The organism is Deinococcus cellulosilyticus NBRC 106333 = KACC 11606, assembly GCF_007990775.1.
Lineage (GTDB): Bacteria > Deinococcota > Deinococci > Deinococcales > Deinococcaceae > Deinococcus_C > Deinococcus_C cellulosilyticus.
Genome location: NZ_BJXB01000002.1, coordinates 145904 through 167495, shown reverse-complemented (window position 1 = coordinate 167495; position 21592 = coordinate 145904). Strand labels below are relative to the sequence as shown.

Below are 21592 nucleotides of genomic sequence, written 5' to 3'. Positions count from 1 at the left end.
AAACAACAAGGTGGTGCACTGGGTGAAGGCCCAACGGTCAGCTCATCATGGCTGAAAAATGGAGAAGGCCATCAGAAACATAAGGCATGAACAGGTTCCAATCGATACGTTCAAGTGTACTTTCAAAGGAAAAAAGTGCAGGGAGTGTGCGAGAGGGCTCTGGTCTTTCAGTCAATCCATAACCTCAACAATGTGCGGCAAAGGTGCAGGCGGACCTCCTGGGCTGAACTGGATGGACGGCTCCATCTGGCATTCATCATGCAAAACCACTGGAGAACAACCGGAGAATACTGGAGGATCTGCAAGTCCTGGAACTGTCGAATGGACTGGGACAAAGCAGTTGCACAGGCAGCCAGGATGTCTGCTTGTTGGTGAGCAGTGTCAGCCTCTGAAGGGGTTCAGGTTCCATGGGTTAGAGGAGATCGTTTCTGGGCCTGACAGAACCTGATGTCTTCCGCAACAAAATCAGTTATCATGAAGCATGCTTTTTTCCCGTCACCTGACCCCCTGTTGCCGCTGATCCCAGCGGAAGGTGACGTCATCCTCAACCTGATCCGCGTGAGTGCTGTCTCGCGCGGTTTTTTTGTGCTTCAGGAATGAAATGCACCTTTCAGGGCTGATTTTTCAGTTTCATCCAGCACGGCCAGGTTTGAAGGAGCATCAAGGCAGCATCACACGTGGAGGAATCATGCCAGACATTTACCTGTACAACACCCTGACGAGACAGAAAGAACCATTCACACCGACCACTCCGGGCCACGTGGGCATGTACGTGTGCGGACCCACCGTGTACAGCGACGCCCACCTCGGGCATGCCAAGGCGCAGGTGTCTTTTGATGTGGTGCGGCGCTACCTCAAACATGCAGGTTACAGGGTGCGTTTTGTTTCCAACGTCACCGATGTGGGTCACCTGACCGACGACAGCGACGATGGGGACGACAAGATCCTGAGGCGGGCTGCGCTCGAAAAGCTGGAGCCCATGGAAATTGCTGACAAATACTACTGGTCGTATTTTGAGGACATGACGGCCCTCAATGTGCTGAAACCAGACATCACCCCCAGGGCCACCGGTCATGTGCCCGAGCAGATCAAACTCACCCAGGAATTGATCGAGAAAGGCCACGCTTATGAGGTGGATGGCAGTGTGTATTTCTCGGTGACCAGCTACGCTCCTTACGGCAAACTTTCGGGTCGCAAAGTGGAGGACCTGGTGTCTGGCACCCGTGAGGACATCCGCGAGGAGAAACATGACCCCAGGGACTTTGCCCTGTGGAAACGGGCAGAGAAGGGTCACATCATGCGCTGGGACTCCCCGTGGGGTGAGGGATTTCCCGGGTGGCACATCGAGTGCTCTGCCATGAGTCTCAAGTACCTGGGCGAGAACTTCGACATTCACGGGGGCGGCATGGACCTCCAGTTCCCGCACCACGAGGCTGAAATTGCCCAGGCCGAGGCTGCGGGTCATCCCTTTGCCCGCTACTGGATTCACAACAACATGGTGACTGTACAGGGCGGTGAGAAGATGAGCAAGAGCAAGGGCAATTTCACCACCCTCAAAGATCTGTTTGAGAAGTACGATCCCATGGTGGTGCGGTTCCTGCTGGTGTCGAGCCACTACCGTTCCATCACCGAGTTCTCGGAGGAGCCTTTGCGTGCTGCCCAGAGTGGTTATGCCCGCCTGAGGGACACCATGCTGGAGGTCAAACGCCGACTGGAGACTGCGCCTGAGGGCCGTCATGCCACCCTGGAAGGTCAATTGAAGCAGCATGTTGACACCTTCAATGAAGCCATGAGTGATGACTTCAACACCCCGGAGGCTGTGGCTGCACTTTTCAACCTGACCCGCGACGTGAACTCTGCCCTGACAGGCTCAGTCGGCAAAGAGACCCTGCAAGCAGTTCTGGACGCCTATCTGGCGCTCGGGGGAGATGTGCTGGGCCTCTTTGCAGACCGCAGCAGTGACACTGGAAATCCCGAGGTGATCCAGACCCTGATGGAGCTGGTGATCGATGCCCGCCAGAACTACCGGGCCACCCGTGAATTCCAGAAGAGCGACGCTCTGCGGGCCAGACTCTCGGCCATTGGTGTGGTGCTTGAGGACACCCCCCAGGGAACCCGCTGGAAAATTCAGTAAAATTTCTGGGTCAAAAAAGAGCAGAGACGCGGTAAGGTCTCTGCTCTTCTTGTTTCTGAATTGTTGATTCACTGCACAATTTTGATGTTGAAATGTGCTTTGCCAAGGCTGCCATAGATGCGGACCCACAGGGCCAGGAACATCTCGGTCCCTCTGGCGGTGGTGATGTCACCGAGGTCAATGATGTCCTGCCAGCCGAAACTTTCCAGAAAGGCACGGGCCTCATTCTTGGCATCCTGGTCGTTTCCACTCAGGAAGATGGTGTGGTCTCCGCCGTTGAGGTTTCCGGGGTTCAGCATCAGGTCTGCGGTGAGGGTGTTGAGGGTCTTGACCACTTTTGCTTCAGGGAAAGCGCGCTGGATCTGTTCTGCCAGGGAGTCCTCATCTTTGACGAAAAGGGTGGGGGGGAAGCCTTTTGAGAAGTCCAGAGGGTTGGAGATGTCAATGACCAGCTTGCCTTTCAGGTTCTCTGCGCCTGCAGATTCCAGGGCTTGCAGCGCGGCCTGTCCAGAGGTGGCATGCAAAACAATTTCTGCATGCTGTGCAGCTTCGGAAGGGCTGGAGATTTTGAGGTTTTCTCCCTGGGTGGCGGCCCATTCTGCCAGTTTGCCCGGGTCGCGGGTGCCGATGACCACATTGTGGCCCTTGTTGACGAGTGCAGTTGCCAGTGCTTTTCCAACCATTCCAGATCCCAGAATTCCGATGTTCATGATCTCTCCTTTGAGGTAGACCTGTCTGTCTACTTGTTGGTATGATAGAGACAGGTCTGTATACTTGTCAAGAGGTGACCATGCGAAACGCCCGAGAAAACATCCTACAAACCGCCAGCCAGCTGTTTTACCAGCATGGCATCCGTGCCGTGGGGATAGACACCATCATTGCGGAGTCCGGGGTCGCCAAGATGACCCTGTACCGACACTTCCCCTCCAAGGACGACCTGATGGTGGCCTTCCTGCAACGCACCCACGAAATCATGATGAACTGGATGCAAGAACAGGAGGCCCCTTTTGAGGGCCGTCCCCGTGAAAAACTGCAAGCCATCTTCGAAGGTGCACAGAAACTCACCAGCAATGTGCACTGTCTGGGATGTGCCTTTTTGAATGCAGCATCTGAGTTTCACGAGCCGGGTCACCCGGCCCACCAGCAGGCCATCCGACACAAAGAAATCCTGCTGGAGCACTTTCAGCAACTGGCCACAGAGGCGAACTTGCAAAGACCTGAGGTGCTTGCAGCCCACCTGCTGCTTTTGCTGGATGGTGCATGGGCAGCAGCCCGCATGTTTGGGCCTGAAAACCACGCTGCCCATGTGGCCGAAGCGGCACGCACCCTGATCGCTGCCCACGCTACTTCCGACTGATCACTTCATACACCAGTTTTCCTGGAATGAATTCACGGCCCAGAGCAGGGTCACGGATGATGTGCGGATCACTTCCCAGGTCAATGGGGCCCGTCGCAGCAATGGCCCCATGCAACTCATGACCAGACCAGTGAACCGCTCCTCCAGACCACACCAATCCCCGCAGGGTTGAAACGGCTTCAACCTTTGCACCCTGACCAGCCACCAGTGCCAGGGAGCCAGTGCCAGACCCACCACTCACCTGCACCTGCGCTTGACCTCCAGACAGCACCGAAACCTGCCCTGCGGGACCAGAGGCCATGTCGAGCCACACATCCCCTGCTGCCATGAGGGTGCTGTCTGTCAACTGTAGACCCCGCAGTGAAATGCCCTCTGCAAGCAAGACAGAGCCCTGAAAGTGCACCGCCGCTGTACCCAGAACCTGCCCTTTCACCTGCAAGCGCACGCCCTGCAGAGATAGGGGTTGGTGAAAGGTGACATTCCCGGCAACACAGATGGTTTTCCCTTTCTGAATCAGCGCCTCTGCCTGCAGCTGCGAATCAATCACCAGTGTGCCCAGCTGAACATCGCACGGCTTCTGGGCCTGTTGTATCTGCAGAACACTCTGTGGCACAGGCACCTGAACCTTTGTGCTTCCCACTCCACCTGCAAAGGGCAACTGCCCGGAAGAACCCACCCGTGCCCCATTGTCCAGCTGCAGTTTTCCCTGATGGGTCACCTGACCCATGGAAACCACCCCTGCAAAAAGCTCAGGATCTGCATGGTACTTCCCCTTCACCAGCAGGGTTGCCTTGACACTGGCACCTCTGGGTGCCTTGCCCGATCCTTCAATGTGCACCAGCAGACCATCCGGTGAAGTCCCAAGGAGGTGCAGCACTGCTGTCCCTCCTGCTTCTGGGTCTGGTGGAGCAGACACCTGCACTCCATCTTGCACATCTTCTTTGCGTGCCCAGGTCTTCAGGACCGCAAGTGCACTTTCTGTGGCAGCACTGGCCGCCTGCGTGGCTCGACCATGTGCAGAAACATTGCCTCCCACCATCACAGCACTCTGGGCCATCAGAGCCATGCCAGAAGCCAGGATCATCACCAGCACCACCAGTGACAGGACCATCACCAGGATGAAGCCACCTTCTCTGTGGGCTTTGCGTGTTTGATTGATTGTTTTGCTCAAAAGATCTCCTCTTCAGGGTCAGAATTGCCAGGAAGTTCAACAGGAAAGCTGTTGATGTGGGAACAGGTCAGTACCACTGTTGACCTCCCAGATGCACAACCTGCATCCCTTCCAGCCTGCGGGCATGGCACGGTGCCGGATCAGAATGAACAGGAATGCCCAGCACAGAAGCTGCTGCGGGGAGCCTCACCTCTCCAGCAGGAAAACGGCCACAAGATCTTCCCGTTTCCTCAGGGGTTTTGAAGCGCAGGTAAAAGCCAATTGCACGCATGTCATCTGCAGAAGGCAGGTTGGCCTGCCATTGCCCATCCCCGTGTAGAAAGAAAACTTCAAAGGCTTCCAGATGCTCCACTGCGGGTTGTACTGTTCCTGCTTCCGGGGTGCAAGAAACTTTTGCAGGGGTGGTTTGCACCTCACAGAGCACACTCCGGTTTGTCCAGACCAGATTTCGGGACCGGGAAAGCCCAAAAGTGATCTGCAGGAATTCCATCCGGTAAACCAGGGCCTGGGCGGTTTTCCAGATGCGGCTCAATCGGGACAGTTCTATCCGATCTCCATCTGGAAGGGCAATGCTCTTCAGCCCGAACTCCCGAATGTGCTCAGCCAACCACTCCAGCAACCCGCTCTGTTCTTCCCGGGTCCAGTCTTTGCCCTGAAAGTCTGCGGGGTCCCCTCCAAGATACCCAGCAGTGGACACCTGCTCCTGGAGCAACATCTGGGAGAGGGTCAGGTCCTGCTGAAGCAGGTCATGTGAAGCTTGCAGGGTGGCTGAATGCCGTGCAGAGACCAGCACACTGGACGTGAGGACCAGAATCAACCCTGTGATGCAAAGGGTGATCAGCAGCTCCAGCAAAGTCACACCACACGACACCTGCGGCCTCATTGGGCAATCACCGTGTGCAGATCCAGAAGATGCTTTTCATTTTTCCAGGCCGAAAACCGCACCTGCAAGGCCTGAGCTGGAAATCCAGGGCAGATCAGGTGAAGCTGCTGGACAGTGCAGGGTTCACTGGTGCACCTGATGGTCAGCGGTGCAGAACTCCAGGGTCTTGAAGCACAGGCCTCAACCACCTGATCAAACTTCAAACCTTTCAGGGAGTGCAGGTGGCTGCTCAGCAACAAAGCTGCCTTCTGAACCTCCGAGGCTTGCCGGGAAGCGCGCAAACTGCTGCTCTGCACAGGCAAGAGGCACAAAAACATGACCCCCAGCAGAGACAGGGCCATCAGGACCTCCATCAGGGTCAGACCGCAGGTTCTGGAAGAGGAACGTTCAGTTGACATCAGAAAGCAGCATAAAGAAAGCCGCCTTTTTTCACTTCAGGAGGATCAGGGACCCTCAATTAAGCGTGACCCTGTTCTCCTGCATACAGGAAATCAGGGCCCAGAGGCAGGTGTTTCCTCTTCAAGCTCCTCTTCAAGGTCGCTGGTGTCCTCCTCGGGCAGAGGGATGCTCAATTTGAATTCTGCACCACCTTCAGGACGGTTGCGCACGGTGAGCTGACCCCCGTGTTGCTCAGCCACCTTACGGGCCACGCTGAGGCCCAGACCATAACTTCCCGAACCAGAATAAAAGGGTTCAAAGAGGTGGGGCAGGTGCTCAGGGGCAATTCCAGGCCCGTTGTCACGGGTGTAAAAAACCGTCTCGTTTCCCTGCATCACCAGTTCACATTCAATGTGGCCTGTGGTTCCCACCACACGCTTCGCATTGGTGAAGAGGTTCCGGAGGGCCTGCGCGAGACGGTCAATGTCTGCCATCAGGTAAGTGGAATTCCAGATCCCGGTGTAATGGACACCCTCCACCAGACGCTCAAGTTTCACCCGCAGTTCACGGGCAGGCACAAAGTGCAAAACCAGTTCCATCTCTGTGCGCCCACGGGCATACTGGATCAGATCATGGGCGGTAAATTGCAGATCCCGCGCCACCCCAATGATCTTCTGCAGATCTGGACTGGGCCGCTGTTCCTGGAGGCGCTCGGCATAGCCCCTCAGGCTGGTCAATGGAGCACCCAGTTCGTGGGCCACCTGACCCACAAATTGCTTCTCGAAGGCCTGCTGCGACCAGGTGCGCTCCAGCAGGCCATTGATGGCACTCACCAGTTGAAACACCTCATCTTTGTGCCCCTGGTAGGGAATCAGCACCTGTTGATCGGGGGTCAGGCTGTTGGCATGTCTGGCCGCACGCTCAAGGGGAATCAGGTTGAGCCTTCCCAGGAACAAACCCACCGAAAAGGTCAGCAGGGCAGAAATCAAAGCCCCCACCGTCACGGTGAGCACGACGGTCTTGCGACCCGAAATCAGGGGTTCTTCAGGGAGGGCCACCCAGATGGAACCGATCACCTGGTCGAAACGCACCCAGTTTCGTTTGACCAGACGGAAGGGTTTCTGCTGCAGAACCAGATGCTCGTTCTGTACAGGGGAGGACAGCAGGGTCAGTGCCCCTGAAGAGGAGACCACCTTGCCTGTGGCATCCTGCACCTGAATCCCGGCTTCACTGTGCACATTGGGCTGACCGAAGGCCTTGGAGGGATCATTGAAGGCCTCACTGATCACATCGGCCTGTTCCTGAAGGCGCGTTTCAAACTGGTTTTCCATCGCCTGCAGGGCGAGGGCAGAACTGATCCCTCCGACAATGAGCACCGTCAGCATGGAGATCAGGGCGTACCACAAGGCCAGCCGTGTTCGCAGCGGAACGCCCACGTCACTCCTCCACAAAGAGGGCGTAACCGGCTTTCCTGAGGGCCCGGATGTTGAGCTGGCTGCCAATCTGGCGCAACTTCTTGCGCAGCACCGACACCCGCACCTCAATGCTGTTGGAGGCTGGAATGTACCACCCATAGACGTACTGTTCCAGCACCTCCCGGCTCACCACCCGGGAGGCATTTTGCATCAGGTACTCCATGATCCGCAGTTCATGGTCGGTCAGCAGGGTGTTCCCTTGCTCGGTCAGCAGGGTGCATTTGTTGATGTCCAGGGTGGTTCCGGCCAGAATCATCACCTGTTCCTGCGGATGCACCCGGCGAAGCAAGGCCTTGATGCGGGCATCGAACTCATCCATTGCAAAGGGCTTGATCAGGTAGTCGTCGGCCCCCTGGTTCAAGCCCTGCACGCGGTCTGGCACAGAGCCCCTGGCGGTGATGATCAGCACGGGCAGGTTTCCAAGGCTCTGAATGGTGGGAATCAGGTCCAGTCCATCCCCATCAGGCAGATTGAGGTCCAGCAGCACCAGATCCGGTGTCCACTGTTCCAGCAGGCTGTAGGCCTCAGTGAGGGTTCGGCAGGACTGCACCTGGTGCCCGGAAGCGTTGAGATGATCCACCAGCAGGTCCCGCAACCCTGGATCATCTTCAAGAAGAAAAATCTGCCATTTGCGCATGTTTATTTATTTTTACCATTCCCGCCACCTTTACCGCCACCATTGCCATTTCCGCCGCCGTTCCCACCGCCGTTCCCACCGCCATTTCCGCCGCCGTTCCCACCGCCGTTCCCACCGCCGTTCCCACCGCCATTTCCGCCGCCGTTCCCACCGCCGTTCCCACCGCCATTTCCGTTTCCGCCACCATTGTTGCCAGAATTGCCGGGGCGGTCATCTTCACCATTGCTGCCAGCATTTGAGGGGGTGGAGTTCAGCTTGGGGGTTTTGACCACACTGAGTTTCAGGTTGATGCCCAGTGCAGTCATGTACTGTTGCAGGGTGGAGGTGCCATTGGAGGTGGTGAGGGTCAGTTGACCGGAGACCATGACCCCCTGGGTGCTGGTGACCTTGTCTCGCAGGAACATGCTGACGACTGGACCGGAATAACTTTCGAGCACTTCGATGTGAATCTGGTTGCCGGATTGTTTGCCATAACCGACCACCCTCTGGAGGCTGCTGTCAAAGACAATCACTTCCAGAGGTGCAGTGGCCATGAGTGTGGTGAACAGAAAAGAGAGCATCATATGATTCTTCTTTCAGTGTACTCCCTTTTTCGGTTTCAGCCTGGGTTCAGTTTTAACTCATCATTCACAAATCACTTAAAATCGCGCACTGAGCCAGTCCCGGATCAACCCGAATGCTTCTTCGGCAACCTGATCATTGAGCAATTCGTGGTATCCGCCTTCAAATTCACGGAAGGTTTTGTCCTCACTGCGAATTTCTGCATAAAAGCGCCTGGAACCCTCAATGTCTGCCAACCCATCCTGGGTCCCATGAAAGATCAATGTTCGGTGCTGCCACTGGGCAGTCCCGTACCAGACGTTTGCACTGGCACGCAGCATTTCTGCCCCTGTACGGGCTTTGACTTTGCCGTGGTACACCAGAGGATCTGTGTCGTAAGCCGTGACCACATGGGCATGTCGGGAGATCTTTTTCGAGTCCAGAGGAAGCACCTGCAGGCCTGGGGAGATCTGGCTCAGCACGGTTGACAGGGTCTTCATGAAGGGCGGGGTGTCGGTCCCGATCAACAGGGCAGGGGAGGAGAGGATCACCCCATCAATGCCCTTGGGGTTGGCTTCCGCACTGCGCACGGCAAGCAAACCTCCCATGCTGTGCCCAAAGAGCACCACAGGAAGATGGGGGTACTGCTCCCTCAAGAAGACACGGAATTCCAGGCTGTCCTGCACATGCCGATCAAAGTCCTCCACCAGACCCGTGGGTGGCGTGGTGGTCTGTCCATGGCCCCTCTGGTCAAACCCGAAGGCATGAAAACCCAGGCTGTTGACCAGATCCACCAGATGCTGGTAGCGGTGCACATGCTCTGCATAGCCGTGGTGCAGGACAAAAACCCCTCTGGGGCTGGGCACCAGAGATGAAAAAGCTTTCACGGGAAGCGAAACATTCAGTTGATCCATGATCAATTATAGCCCTCTCCTCTGCAGTGCAAAAGATCAGGTAAAAGTGACAAGGCAGCCTTGCAGATGCTGAGCAAACAGCCATCAGCTTTCAGCCGTCAGCAACAGATTCCAGTGCCCCATCAACAGGCCAGCTATGTGCTGGTGATGCAGAAAAAATGTGTCTATTTGTTCTGGACAGGGTTCCATCCATCCGTTGTATTTTTCTGACCGCTGAGGGCTGACGGCTGACGGCTTGCTGCAATGACATTGACCTGTCAGAAGGCTGGCACTGGAGACTCAGTACCCCAGCCAGCTTTTTTCCAGCAGTTCGGCCATGACTTCCGGCGTCCACACCTCATGGGTGTACATCGGGAACTGCTTCTTGAAGAGGCCCAGGCGGTCCCACAATTCACGGGATTCGTTGGGCACCACCAGAATCACCCGCACAATGGTTTCGTTGCTGTCGTACACATAGAAGTCGAACAGGACCTCAATCTCGTTGCCGTTGTGCCCCACCACTGGGAAGGGAAAATTGCGGTAACGCCACTGTTTCTTGTTTTTCTGCAGCAGGTGGGCAGCCACCCGCTTGAGGGCAGATTCACTGAAGGTGTAGGACTTGCCATCCCGATCTTTGAACACCTGGTCCGGTTTGATCTGTGGAAGTTCGGGACGGTTGTGGGATTTCTTGACCTGACGGCCCCACTTTTTACCCTGCTGGTTTTTCTGAATGGCTTCCTGCACCTTCTTTGGCAGCTTCTTCTGCTTGGTGCTCGGGCCTTTTTTCGGCTGACTCATGTGGTAACTCCTTTGATGCTCCTGGACAAAGACGCAGAGGATCGTTTTCACGACCCTCTGACGTGTGCAACCTGTATTTTAACCAAATGGGAAGGGAAGGGCAAATGCGCAGCCGAGGGCTGCGTGCCCAGAGCCGAGAGCCCTATCAACAGGACAGTCCTTTTTGACTGGTTGCTCAGCCTTCTGCGGACACCAGGGTTCTCTGGTAGGCCAGGATGGGTTGCAGCCAGCGTTCCACCTCTTCCACCGTCATGCCTTTGCGCTGGGCGTACTCGCGCACCTGGTCTTCGCCAATCCGTCCCACAGCAAAATACTGGCTGTCCGGGTGAGCGAAGTACAGGCCGGAAACACTGCTCGGGGGCCACATGGCGCAGGATTCGGTGAGCTCCAGACCGATCTCGCTGGCTCCAAGCACACTGAAGATGGTGCGTTTCTCGGTGTGGTCAGGGCAGGCCGGATAACCTGGAGCAGGCCGGATGCCCCTGTACCGTTCACGGATCAGGTCGTCGTTGCCCAGGGTTTCATCTGCGGCGTAACCCCAGTGGGTGGTGCGCACATCCCTGTGCAGTTTTTCTGCGAAGGCTTCTGCGAGGCGGTCTGCAATGGCCTGCACCATGATGGCGGAGTAATCGTCGTGATCGGCCTTGAATTCCTGCACGATGTCTTCTGCCCCATGGATGGTGACCGCAAACATGCCCACATGGTCTTTTTCTTCGGCCACAAAGTCTGCAAGGGCAAAATTGTTGCCGATCTGCTGCCTTTGCTGCCTGAGGGTGTGAAGCACAGTCACAGGATTTCCATCCAGACTCAGGTGCAGGTCATCTCCTACCCGAGCGGCCTCATACAATCCGATGACTGCTTTTGCTTCCAGGCGACCTTGAATCTGGTCCAGCAGGCGGTTGGCGTCCTCAAAGAGGCTTCTGGCCTGCTCTCCCACCTTGGGATCATTGAGGATCTTGGGGTAGATGCCCTTGAGTTCCCAGGCAATGAAAAACGGAGTCCAGTCAATGTAATCCCTGAGTTCCTGGATGCTGTAGGTCAGCACCTGACGGCCCGGGGTATTGGGGGTCGGGCGGTCCTCGTATGAGAGCACAGGACGGTTCTGCCTGGCCTCTTCGATGGACACCATGCGGATGTTCTTCTCGGCGTGCTGCTCCCGGATGTCCCTGTAGAGGGTTTTGGTCTGCTGGGCGAAATCCTCTTTGTTCACGGAAAGCAGGCTGCTCAACACCCCGACTGCACGGCTCGCATCCAGCACATGCACCACCGGACTGGCGTACTGGGGGTCAATTTTCACTGCAGTGTGGGCCCGCGAGGTGGTGGCTCCGCCGATGAGGAGGGGCAACTTGAAGCCCTGGCGCTGCATTTCACTGGCCACATGCACCATTTCATCCAGAGAAGGGGTGATCAGACCGGACAGACCGATGGCATCTGCGTTTTTTTCTTTTGCGATCTGCAGGATTTTCTCTGCGGGAACCATCACCCCGAGGTCGATCACCTCGAAGTTGTTGCAGCCCAGCACCACCCCCACGATGTTCTTGCCGATGTCGTGCACGTCTCCCTTGACGGTGGCCATCACGATGGTGCCTGCTTTGGAGCCCTCTTTCTTCTCGGCTTCCAGATAGGGGGTGAGGTAAGCCACGGCTTTTTTCATCACGCGGGCACTTTTCACCACCTGAGGCAGGAACATTTTCCCGGCCCCGAACAGGTCCCCCACCACGTTCATGCCGTCCATCAGGGGGCCTTCGATCACCAGCAAAGGGCTTCCAAGTTGCTGGTACGCTTCCTCTGCATCCTGATCAATGTGATCGGTGAGGCCGTGGATCAGCGCGTGTTTCAGGCGTTCATACACAGGTTGGTTGCGCCAGGAGGCAGCCACAGCTCTGGTTTTCTCAGTGTCCTTGTATTTTTCTGCGAGTTGCAGCAGGGCTTCACCGGCCTCCGGGTGGCGGTTGAGGATCACATCTTCGACTTTTTCGAGCAGCTCAGGCTCAATGTCCTCATACACACCAAGCATCCCGGCATTCACGATGCCCATGTCGAGACCTGCACGGATGGCGTGGTACAGGAACACGCTGTGCATGGCTTCCCGCACGTGGTTGTTCCCCCGGAAGCTGAAAGACACGTTGGAGATGCCTCCCGACACCAGGGCTCCGGGCAGGTTCTGCTTGATCCAGCGGGTGGCCTCAATGAAATCCAGGGCGTAACTGTTGTGCTCTTCGAGGCCTGTGGCCACCGTCAGCACGTTGGGATCAAAAATGATGTCATGGGGCCTGAATCCAACTTCATCCACCAGGATGCGGTAGGCCCGTTCGCAGATCTCGATGCGTCTGGCATAACTGTCTGCCTGCCCCTGTTCATCGAAAGCCATCACCACCACCGCAGCCCCGTACTGGCGCAATTTGCGGGCATGTCTCTTGAATGCTTCCTCGCCTTCTTTCAGGGAGATGGAGTTCACGATGCACTTGCCCTGGAAGCACTTGAGGCCTGCCTCGATGACCTCCCACTTGGAAGAATCGATCATGATGGGCACGCGGGCAATTTCAGGTTCGCTGGCCACCAGGTTGATGAAGCGCTCCATGGCCGCCACCCCATCAAGCATCCCTTCATCCATGTTGATGTCGATGATCTGGGCACCGTTTCTGACCTGCTGGGCAGCAATTTTCAGACCTGCATCGTAATCTCCGGCCAGAATGGCTTTGGAGAATTTGGGGCTTCCGGTGATGTTGGTGCGCTCCCCGACGTTCACAAAGTTGGTTTCTTTTGTGATGTACAGGGCTTCCAGACCGCTGAAGTTGGGCAGGTTGGAAGGCTGGGCAGGCACCCTGGGTTTGATGCCAGCCACAGCATTCACAATGGCGGTGATGTGCTCGGGGGTGCTTCCGCAACATCCACCCACGATGTTCAGGAGGCCCTCTTCGGCAAAGCTTTTCAGCACAGCGGCCATCTGCTCCGGGGTTTCATCGTACTCACCGAAGGCATTGGGCAGACCTGCATTGGGGTAACAGCTGACAAACTCATGGGCCAGTCGGGAGAGGGTCCTCATGTGTGGACGCAGGTCCTCCGCCCCCATGGCGCAGTTGAAGCCAATGGAAAGCAGGTCTGCATGGCCCATGGAAACATAGAAGGCCTCTGCGGTCTGACCACTCAGGGTGCGACCCGAAGCATCCGTGATGGTTCCAGAGACCATCAGGGGAACACGGGCACCTCTTTGCTGGAAGACCTCTTCAATGGCGTACAGGGCAGCTTTGGCATTCAGGGTGTCAAAGGTGGTTTCCACCAGCAGCAAATCCACTTCGGCATCCAGCAGGGCCGTGACCTGTTCGATGTAATCCCGCACCAGTTCATCCCAGGAGTAACCCCGGAATCCCGGGTCCTCCACCTTGGGAGAGATGCTCAGGGTCTTGTTGGTGGGTCCGACGGCCCCGGCCACATAGCGAGGCTTGTCGGGGGTCAGGGCAGTGAACTCGTCTGCAGCCTGTTTTGCCAGACGGGCACCATCATAATTGATCTGGTACACGAAGTTTTCAGTGCCATAATCGCTCTGGGCCACCCGTGTTCCCGTAAAGGTGTTGGTCTCCAGAATGTCTGCCCCGGCCTCCAGATAACGCCTGTGGATCTCCAGGATCACATCCGGGCGGGTGATGTTCAGCAGGTCGCTGTTGCCCTTCAGGTTGCAGCCAATGCCTGCCTGAATGAGCTCTTTGTTCCAGAAGTCCGTCTCGGAGAGTTTGAACTGCTGGATCATGGTGCCCATCGCACCGTCAAGCACAAGGATGCGTTCTCTGAGCAATTCACGTATGGGGGGTTTGGACATTTGTTCCTCCATCTTTCCACCCGACATGTCATCCTTAACCGCTTCTGGGGTGGCTGGAGAGCACCATGCCCGAAATGGGGGGCGGGTTGCTGCGTGCTGCGCCTGCGAAGTTTGAAGTGCAGGATCTCGGGCCAGGTCCCTGACACGCTCTGGATGAAGGTGCGTCTGAAACGCACGCTAGGAAAGTATTCTTTCATTCTCTGGGGCCTGGGTCAAGGGGCGGGCTAGGCATAGTTGATGATGCTGATCAATTATTATTTGCGCCCAGGGCAGGGTGGGTGGAGCACTGCAGGCCAAGTGCTGACCTGCAGTGTCAAAGATCAAAGACCCTCAAGATCAGATCCTGTTCGTCACAAAACAGGACCTGTGTCAGAATACCAGGGTTGATTGCAGGACCTGACGAAAGTGGTGCACAATCAGCTCCAGCTCATCTTTTTCCACCACCAGTGGAGGTGCAATCCTGATCACATTCACATGGGTTTCCTTGCAAAGAATCCCCATCTCCCTTAAAGCTTCACAGTAAGGACGTGCAGGTTCTTTCAGGACCAGACCGATCCACAGGCCTTTGCCTCGAACGAAATCAATCACAGGGCTGTCTATTTTTTCCAGCTCGGATTTCAGGTACTCCCCGAGTTCGCGGGAACGTTCAATCAGGTTTTCTTCCTGCAGGACTTTGAGGGCTTCGCGGGCCACGGCGGCACCCAGAGGATTACCGGCAAAAGTGGAGCCGTGGTCGCCGGGCTTGAAGAGGCCAAGGACGGGCTCATCTGCCACCACTGCAGACACAGGGTAAAAACCACCGGACAGGGCTTTGCCCAGAATCACCATGTCAGGGCGCACCCCCTCATGGTCACAGGCAAAACGGGCACCACTGCGGCCCAGACCGGACTGGATTTCGTCAGCAATGAACAGGATGTTGTGCTCATCGCACAATGCACGCACGGCCTTCAGGTAACCTTCTGGAGGAATGATGACCCCACCTTCGCCCTGAATGGGTTCCAGCAGAATGGCAGCAGTGTCAGGGGTGATGGCGGCTTTCAGGGCCTCAATGTTTCCATATTCGACAGCCAGGAATCCTGGGGTGAACGGTCCAAAGTCTTTCCTGTACTGGTCTTCCGTGGAGAAAGAAACCACAGTGGTGGTCCGCCCGTGGAAGTTGCCATTTGCCACGATGATCTGGGCCCGATTTTCAGCAATTCCCTTGACCTGATAACCCCATTTGCGTGCTGCTTTGATGGCCGTTTCCACGGCTTCCGCTCCGGTGTTCATGGGGAGGGCCATCTCATACCCTGTGAATTCACAGAGTTCTTTCAGGAAAAGTCCCATCTGGTCATTGCGGAAAGCGCGGGAGGTCAGGGTCACCTTGCTGGCCTGCTCGATCATGGATTTCAAAATTCTGGGGTGGCAGTGGCCCTGGTTCACGGCGCTGTAGGCGCTCAGGCAGTCCAGGTATTTTTTTCCTTCCACATCGTAAACCCACACGCCCTCTCCCCGTTCAATCACCACATCAAGGGGGTGGTAGTTGTGGGCACCGTAACTTTCATCGAGCAAAACGTAATCTTGAGTGTTCACCTGAAGCCTCCAAAAAGTCCCCTGAAACCTTCAGGGGACCCGTTTGATGTTGTGTCTGGTATTCTATAGCTGCTTTTTTGCTCTGTACATCGCAAAATAGAGGAAATGCCCATTTCTGGCTTTGAAAACCAAAATTGAAGGAGGTCCATTCTTGGAAAACAAAAGCCTGGATTCCACCGACATGAAAATCCTGCAATTGCTGCAGGAAAACGCCCGCATCACCTATGCGGACCTCGCCAAGCAGGTGGGGCTCACTGCACCTGCTGTGACAGAGCGCATCCGCAAAATGGAACATGCCGAAATCCTCACAGGATACCGGGCCGAAGTGGACCTGCGTCTGCTTGGGTACGATGTCCAGGCGCTGGTCCTCATAGAAGTGGCCTACAAAGACGAACAGTCTTTCATCCGGTATGTGCAGGAGAAAAGAGAAGTGCTGGAGTGTCACCACCTGCTCGGGCAGAGTGCCTTTTCACTCAAAGTCTGTGTGAAACGCATGCTGGACCTTGAAGCATTGATCCGGGAACTGATGAAATTTGGCCAGACCACCACCCACATCCTGCTCTCGGAAGTGGTTCGATGCAGATCATTGGATGGCTGAACCCCCCTGATGCACGACCAGGGGGGTTCAGGAGGAACATCAATCGATCTGGAAAACCTGCAGCCCATCTTTGTAGAAGAGTACCGTGATCAGCAGTCGACCTGAATCATCCTGTACTGATGAGACATGCCGAATCATGCTTGAACCTACGGCCAGGGTTTTCATGATGGTTCCATGGGTTGAATCCATCAGGTGCAGACGAGATTCCATGGGTGTACCTGTGTTGTGAACAGCAACCAGAATGTATTGGGAACGGGGGAGGGTGTACACATTGTCTACAACCCAGAGGCTTCCCAGGGGGTTCATGGTCTCCTGGTTCAGCAAAGTGGTTCTCTCTCCGGTCTGTCTGTCCATGCGGTAGATGTTGTAATCAGAGTTGATAAAAATGCCCTGATCATTGATGGCCTTGATGTGGTTGCCCCAGCCAGAAATGGGATAGGTCCGGTTGACCTGTGATTTCACAAAATCATGGTCCTGATACAGGTAATTGCCATTGGAGTCCTGGCCATTTCGAAGCAGGATGCTGTCTGGTCCCATCCAGCGCGATTGCATGACAACTTCATCGAAGGATTTGTTGAGCAGGATGTTGGAGGTGGCAAGATCATGTACCCGGATGGTCGAGTTGGACCAGCTGAACACCCTTTTCTGATCTGCTGAAGGCAAAATCTGTTGCATGCCCACGGGGTGCAAGCGCATCGAGCGAATCAGGCTGTTTTTGGACAGATCATACAGGTAAAGGTAGCCCGCTCCATCAGAGAAGTAACCAGTGTTTTCCCGGATCGCATGGGTACTGGAAAGGTCTGTGGGATTCAACAGGAAATTCATGTCGTAAAGCACAGAAGTTTTCCCGTTCAGAAGCTTGCGGGCGGTGCGTCCATTTGAAACGTAAACAACTCCAGAGGAACCGATGGTGGCTGTGGTGTCCTGGTCGCAGCCAGCAACGCCGTAAGTGTCTTGCAGTTCCAGACTGCTGTTGAAGCGGTTGAAATCCTGCAGGCTGCAACTGAAGTCCCAGGAAGGTCCTGTTGGAACAAACACAGAGATGTTTTTGACCTGTTGATCGGTGGACATCTGGGTGTAACGTTGATCGAAGCTCACGGGCAGACGGACTTTTTTGGTGTCCTGGCGGGGTGAAAGGGTGTGACTGATCAGCTGATTGACGTTGTCGAGATGGATGATCCTGTCTGCAGCTGGCACAGCAAAGTTCACAGTTCCCATGTTGGTGAAAGGGTAAGCGCTGAGTTTCTTTTCGTTGACGTCATAAGTCAAGAGCTTGGCAGTGTTGCCATAATATTCCATCACGTTGGCAAACACCGTGGTTCCTGCGGGGTCCCATTGTACCTGGACATTGAAACCAGAGCGGAACTCACTCACCTCGGCAGAGAGATCGATGTCTTGAAGCACTTTGAAATCGCTGGTGTTGTAGATCACCAGATTGTTCAGAAGGTTTCCATTGTTGGTGAACTCCGTACGGAAACCTGCCATCTGCTGCCCATCTGGACTGAACGTCAGGTGATTGACGTGGCTGAGGGTGATCAACTTCTTTCCATCCAGGCCGTAAATGATGGAGGCAAGGCCACTACCATTGACCAGCTGCCCAGAAATGGCAATCTGGTCTTTGGACAGGTTGGCTTTCATGGAGAAGACATTTTCCGCTGCAAAATCATGACTCCATGCATGGAGTGATTTGTTGGTTGTGGTGTCCCAGACCTGCACGGCATCTCTGGCATTGATCACCAGACGGGTGTCGCTGAGCCAGGAGAACTTGCCAGGGATGCTGGCGAGGTTGCTGGTTTTTCCAATCTTTTGCAGGCTGTTGTTCAGCAGCAAAGCACCATCGGTGTAGTTGTTGTCTGCAACCGCCAGAAGGGTCCCAGAGGGGTTCCATGCAGCAGCAGCCACCGACAGGTTGTTGGGTTTGCTCCACAGTTCTTTCACCGAGACGGGCTTGAAGCACTTCACATACACATCAAAATCAATGGTGTTGCGACTGGCGTCGTTGGTTTTCAGTCGAACTTTCCCTGCAAGGGTGCCTTCAGTGTTGCCGCAGGTGAGGGTGATGGGCAAGTTTTGATTGGCATAAGAACTGATGGAAGTTACACCTGCAGGAACAGAGATGAATTCCTTGCCGCTCAGGACTTCCATGCTGTACTGCAAACCCTGCCAGCCAGAGCGAATCCAGCCATTGACCGTTGTTGAGGTGTTGAGGGCAGCACCTGCTGTGAGTGGAGTGTCGAGATAACTGAAACCATCGAGTGTTCCGGGCTGGATGCAACTGACGGAGAGTGGAATCTTGATGTTGCTTTTTGAAGGGTCGTTGGTGAGCAGGGTCAACTCTCCTTCAAAAAGGCCAGTGGAACTTCCGCAAGTGGCACCAACAGAAATGGAAGTGCTGGCAGAAGGCCCCAGACTGCCATTGTTGCCGATCACGGTGAAATGGTCACTGCCTGCAGTGATGGTGGATGTGAAGTCAAGGCCTGCTGCTCCAGCATTCAGCTGTACGGACTGGTGGGGGATTGAGGCATTGATGCTGCCAGAAAAGTCCAGGTAAGTCGGGCTGTAAGAGGCCAGGGAACCAGCGGGTTTGTTGAGGGTCACTTTGGTGATCTGGGCCGAGACATTGGGGCTTCCCAATGGAACTGCTTTGGTGGTGTTGGGCAGGGTGATGTCATAGCCATAGGCCAGCAGCAGAATGCTGTAAGTCTGGCCTACAGCAAGCTCAGAAGTGAAATTGGTTTTCAGAGAAGTGGTTGTTGCGGGGAAGCGCCAGTTCTGCAGCGTCTGATTGTTGGAATTGACCACCTGCAGAAGGTAGCTTTTTGCTCCAGGAACGGCAGTCCAGACAGTTTCAATGCCCTTGCTGCTGAGGTTGGCTTTCTGGATCACAGGGATGGGCAAGAAATTCTTCTTGTTGAGGGTGCGGCGCACTTTGTTCTGCTTTCCTCCGTAGAAAACAGTCAATTCCAGTTCTTTGGAGTTGTCCGCCACCTCCAAGAATGGATCAAACCAGTACATTCCTGCATTGAGCCAGGTCTGTTTAAATCCATTCAGGTTGTTCTGCACTTCAACAGGTCCTTCAACCTTTTTTCCATTCACTGTGAGCTGGAAAAGGCTGGTGATGATTGTGTTGCTGACCACCTGAGGGGTAATCCTCATCTCCTGTTGTTTCAGGGAGCTGTCCAGGCTTTTCAACAGTTGTTGTTGGAGCTGAAGATTGATTGTCTGTTTGTTGTTTTCTTGAGGGACATTAAAAGTGCCCAGTTCGAATTCAATGTCCCAGTTGTTGGTGATGGGTGGGGTGGTGGGTCCTGTTGAAGTGTTACAGCCGACCAGCAGAGCGAGGGAAACACTGACGCCAAGACCATACATTGATTTTTTTGAGGCTATTCTCATAAGACGTTCAGATTCTAGCACAATTGTTGGATGCTCAGCGGTGTCATCTGTTCAAGATGAATACAAAATAGAAAAGCCAGTCAAACGATCAAATGACAGGATGTTTTGAAAAACGGGTTTAATATGCAAACATCGAAAGTAGATCGAGTTGCATTTCTTTCGGTATTTGAGAGTCTGGATTCTGAAAAATCAAACCAGCTCAGGATTTTTAGAGATCTGCGAGCATTGAGTCGATACCGGTGAGGCTTGTATTTTAAAACATAAAAAAATCCCGGAGTGCCCCGGGATTCTAAAGGATCAACCGTCAATTGAACAGGTGAATCACCTTAAAGCACAGCCACCCCAGCACAACGCAGGTGGGCAGGGTGATGATCCAGGCCGACACAATGCGCCCGGCCACACCCCAGTTGACCTTCTTGGCACCTTTGCTCATGCCGACCCCCATGATGCTGGTGGAGATCACGTGGGTGGTGGACACCGGAATGCCCAGACGGCTTGCGGTTTCGATGATGGTGGCAGCGCTGAGTTCGGCAATGAAACCGTCCACAGGTTTCAGGTCCACGACCTTGTGCCCCATGGTTTTGATGATGCGCCATCCGCCCATGGCGGTTCCCAGGCCCATGGCGGCAGCAGCAGAAAGCACCACCCAGAGGGGCACATTCCATTCACTGCCAGTCCAGCCCAGGTAGGCCGCGAGGGCCATGGTGATGATCCCCATGGTTTTCTGGGCGTCGTTGCTGCCGTGGCTGAAAGCCATGAAAGCAGCAGAAAGGATTTGCAGACGGGCAAACACCCTGCTGACGGTTTTGGGACGCCAGCGGGCAATCACCCACAACAGGACGGCCATCAGGACCAGGGGGATGAGGAAGCCCAGTGCGGGGGAGGTCACCAGACCGGTGAGGGTCTTTTTCACACCAGCAAAGGTGATGGAACCCCATCCTCCAGAAGCCACACCTGCACCCACAATGGAGAACACCAGGGCGTGGCTGGAACTGCTGGGAATGCCCTTCCACCAGGTGAGCAGGTTCCAGATGATGGCAGAGAGCAGGGCTGCTCCCACCAGTTCCAGGGTCACCAGTTCAGGGCGCACGATGTCCTTGCCCACGGTTTTGGCCACTGCAGTGCCTGTGAGTGCGCCCACCACGTTCAGGACCCCGGCCATCAAGACCGCCTGTCCGGGGGAGAGCACACGGGTGGCCACACTGGTGGCAATGGCATTGGCCGTGTCATGGAAGCCGTTGATGAAATCAAAAGCCAGAGCGAGCACCACAATGGCAATCAGACCGAGCAGGGCAGTCTCAGGCATTTTTCAGCAGGATTCCTTCGATGGTGTAGGCCACATCCTGGGCACGGTCGGTGGCGTCTTCCAGATACTGGTACAGTTCCCCCCAGCGGATGGAACTGATCACCCCTTTGATGTCATTGACCCCATCGTAGAGTTTGGAGAGGACCTCATCCAGGATTTTGTCTCCATCGTCTTCCAGGGAGGTCACGGTGCGCACCACCTGGCGCAACTGGTCGCTGTGACGGGCATCGATCAGCATGTGCATGGTGTCGGCCATGGCTGCGGTCTGACCCTGGATGATGTGGGCGAGCTTTTTGGCTTCCGGGGTGGGGGCAGGCATGCGGTACAGCCACATGCGGCGGGCCGCTTCCTCAATGGAATCCACCAGGTCATCGAGGCGACTGGCCAGCAGCATGATGTCGTCCCGGTCGAAGGGGGTCACGAAGGTGGTGGTGAGCGCGTTGGTCAGATCGTGGGTGATCTTGTCCCCGGCGTGCTCAAGGTCGCGGATCTTGCGGACCTTGGTCTCCACATCGGTGTAATTGTCCATCAGGTCTGCCAGTGCCTTTGCCGTTTCATGGGCATTTTTGGCGGATTGTGCAAACATCTGAATGAACTCAGGGTTCTTGGGCAGAAAACGTGAAAAAACCATGACATTACT

General features: G+C 55.3%; 18 protein-coding genes. 4 read left to right on the top strand and 14 right to left on the bottom strand.

Translation table 11 applies throughout. From position 1 onward, the window contains the following. The first annotated feature begins 474 nt into the window (after window positions 1-474). Complete coding sequence (locus tag DC3_RS29925) at window positions 475-600, top strand: hypothetical protein (protein WP_281292432.1); 126 nt, start codon at window positions 475-477, stop codon at window positions 598-600. An 88-nt stretch (window positions 601-688) separates the two neighbouring features. Further along, window positions 689-2134 (top strand): cysteine--tRNA ligase, encoded by a 1446-nt coding sequence (gene cysS / locus DC3_RS02965; RefSeq protein ID WP_146882177.1) that lies wholly within the window; start codon window positions 689-691, stop codon window positions 2132-2134. Between the two features lie 68 nt (window positions 2135-2202). Here cysS and DC3_RS02960 read toward each other — a convergent pair whose 3' ends face one another. Further along, window positions 2203-2844 carry an NADPH-dependent F420 reductase gene (locus DC3_RS02960; RefSeq protein ID WP_146882175.1) on the bottom strand — a complete coding sequence of 214 codons (642 nt, stop codon included), beginning with the start codon at window positions 2842-2844 and terminating at the stop codon, window positions 2203-2205. A gap of 80 nt (window positions 2845-2924) precedes the next feature. Between DC3_RS02960 and DC3_RS02955 the strand changes: the two genes are divergently transcribed. Beyond that, the gene (locus DC3_RS02955) at window positions 2925-3491 is read left to right on the top strand and encodes a TetR/AcrR family transcriptional regulator (protein ID WP_186815789.1); all 567 of its coding nucleotides are present in this window, start codon (window positions 2925-2927) and stop codon (window positions 3489-3491) included. Here the strand turns inward: DC3_RS02955 and DC3_RS02950 are convergent. The 10 genes from DC3_RS02950 to rocD form a co-directional block, all read right to left on the bottom strand. Next, window positions 3478-4662 (bottom strand): hypothetical protein, encoded by a 1185-nt coding sequence (locus DC3_RS02950; RefSeq protein WP_146882171.1) that lies wholly within the window; start codon window positions 4660-4662, stop codon window positions 3478-3480. The two genes, DC3_RS02955 and DC3_RS02950, sit on opposite strands and share 14 nt — an antisense overlap. 67 nt (window positions 4663-4729) lie before the next feature. After that, window positions 4730-5521, bottom strand: a complete 792-nt coding sequence (locus DC3_RS02945) for a PilW family protein (RefSeq protein WP_146882169.1) — start codon at window positions 5519-5521, stop codon at window positions 4730-4732. A gap of 20 nt (window positions 5522-5541) precedes the next feature. Beyond that, window positions 5542-5943, bottom strand: a complete 402-nt coding sequence (locus tag DC3_RS02940; protein WP_146882167.1) for a type IV pilus modification PilV family protein — start codon at window positions 5941-5943, stop codon at window positions 5542-5544. 93 nt (window positions 5944-6036) lie between these two features. After that, on the bottom strand, window positions 6037-7359 hold the full coding sequence (locus DC3_RS02935) for a sensor histidine kinase (RefSeq protein ID WP_146882165.1): 1323 nt from the start codon (window positions 7357-7359) through the stop codon (window positions 6037-6039). 1 nt (window position 7360) lies between these two features. Further along, window positions 7361-8035 carry a response regulator transcription factor gene (locus DC3_RS02930; RefSeq protein ID WP_146882163.1) on the bottom strand — a complete coding sequence of 225 codons (675 nt, stop codon included), beginning with the start codon at window positions 8033-8035 and terminating at the stop codon, window positions 7361-7363. A gap of 2 nt (window positions 8036-8037) precedes the next feature. Next, window positions 8038-8598: a hypothetical protein gene (locus DC3_RS28915; RefSeq protein WP_186815788.1), complete on the bottom strand. Its 561-nt coding sequence runs from the start codon at window positions 8596-8598 to the stop codon at window positions 8038-8040. A 75-nt stretch (window positions 8599-8673) separates the two neighbouring features. Continuing rightward, complete coding sequence (locus DC3_RS02920) at window positions 8674-9489, bottom strand: alpha/beta hydrolase (RefSeq protein ID WP_146882161.1); 816 nt, start codon at window positions 9487-9489, stop codon at window positions 8674-8676. Window positions 9490-9768: 279 nt separating this feature from the next. Next, entirely contained in the window at window positions 9769-10266 is a 498-nt protein-coding gene (locus DC3_RS02915; protein ID WP_146882159.1) for a hypothetical protein, read from the bottom strand. Between the two features lie 175 nt (window positions 10267-10441). Then, window positions 10442-14083, bottom strand: a complete 3642-nt coding sequence (metH, locus tag DC3_RS02910) for a methionine synthase (RefSeq protein WP_146882158.1) — start codon at window positions 14081-14083, stop codon at window positions 10442-10444. 369 nt (window positions 14084-14452) lie between these two features. Continuing rightward, a complete protein-coding gene (gene rocD, locus DC3_RS02905) occupies window positions 14453-15655 on the bottom strand; it encodes an ornithine--oxo-acid transaminase (RefSeq protein ID WP_146882156.1) in 1203 nt (400 codons plus the stop codon). Between the two features lie 151 nt (window positions 15656-15806). Between rocD and DC3_RS02900 the strand changes: the two genes are divergently transcribed. Continuing rightward, complete coding sequence (locus tag DC3_RS02900) at window positions 15807-16253, top strand: Lrp/AsnC family transcriptional regulator (protein ID WP_146882154.1); 447 nt, start codon at window positions 15807-15809, stop codon at window positions 16251-16253. 39 nt (window positions 16254-16292) lie between these two features. On the opposite strand, the gene DC3_RS02895 is transcribed toward DC3_RS02900, so the two are convergent. The 3 genes from DC3_RS02895 to DC3_RS02885 form a co-directional block, all read right to left on the bottom strand. Next, a complete protein-coding gene (locus DC3_RS02895; RefSeq protein ID WP_146882152.1) occupies window positions 16293-19409 on the bottom strand; it encodes a hypothetical protein in 3117 nt (1038 codons plus the stop codon). 541 nt (window positions 19410-19950) lie between these two features. Further along, window positions 19951-20952, bottom strand: coding sequence for an inorganic phosphate transporter (locus tag DC3_RS02890; protein ID WP_146882149.1), 1002 nt, complete (start codon window positions 20950-20952; stop codon window positions 19951-19953). Continuing rightward, window positions 20945-21583 carry a DUF47 domain-containing protein gene (locus DC3_RS02885; RefSeq protein ID WP_146882147.1) on the bottom strand — a complete coding sequence of 213 codons (639 nt, stop codon included), beginning with the start codon at window positions 21581-21583 and terminating at the stop codon, window positions 20945-20947. Before DC3_RS02885 ends, DC3_RS02890 begins: the two co-directional genes overlap by 8 nt. Window positions 21584-21592 lie beyond the last annotated feature (9 nt).

Coding starts and splice junctions, on each gene's coding strand:
- DC3_RS02960 (WP_146882175.1), bottom strand. CDS start 2,844: ATGAACATCGGAATTCTGGGATCTGGAATGGTTGGAAAAGCACTGGCA.
- DC3_RS28915 (WP_186815788.1), bottom strand. CDS start 8,598: ATGATGCTCTCTTTTCTGTTCACCACACTCATGGCCACTGCACCTCTG.
- DC3_RS02955 (WP_186815789.1), top strand. CDS start 2,925: ATGCGAAACGCCCGAGAAAACATCCTACAAACCGCCAGCCAGCTGTTT.
- DC3_RS02890 (WP_146882149.1), bottom strand. CDS start 20,952: ATGCCTGAGACTGCCCTGCTCGGTCTGATTGCCATTGTGGTGCTCGCT.
- DC3_RS02895 (WP_146882152.1), bottom strand. CDS start 19,409: ATGAGGATTACCCCTCAGGTGGTCAGCAACACAATCATCACCAGCCTT.
- DC3_RS29925 (WP_281292432.1), top strand. CDS start 475: ATGAAGCATGCTTTTTTCCCGTCACCTGACCCCCTGTTGCCGCTGATC.
- DC3_RS02885 (WP_146882147.1), bottom strand. CDS start 21,583: ATGGTTTTTTCACGTTTTCTGCCCAAGAACCCTGAGTTCATTCAGATG.
- DC3_RS02915 (WP_146882159.1), bottom strand. CDS start 10,266: ATGAGTCAGCCGAAAAAAGGCCCGAGCACCAAGCAGAAGAAGCTGCCA.
- DC3_RS02940 (WP_146882167.1), bottom strand. CDS start 5,943: ATGTCAACTGAACGTTCCTCTTCCAGAACCTGCGGTCTGACCCTGATG.
- DC3_RS02930 (WP_146882163.1), bottom strand. CDS start 8,035: ATGCGCAAATGGCAGATTTTTCTTCTTGAAGATGATCCAGGGTTGCGG.
- cysS (WP_146882177.1), top strand. CDS start 689: ATGCCAGACATTTACCTGTACAACACCCTGACGAGACAGAAAGAACCA.
- DC3_RS02920 (WP_146882161.1), bottom strand. CDS start 9,489: ATGGATCAACTGAATGTTTCGCTTCCCGTGAAAGCTTTTTCATCTCTG.
- metH (WP_146882158.1), bottom strand. CDS start 14,083: ATGTCCAAACCCCCCATACGTGAATTGCTCAGAGAACGCATCCTTGTG.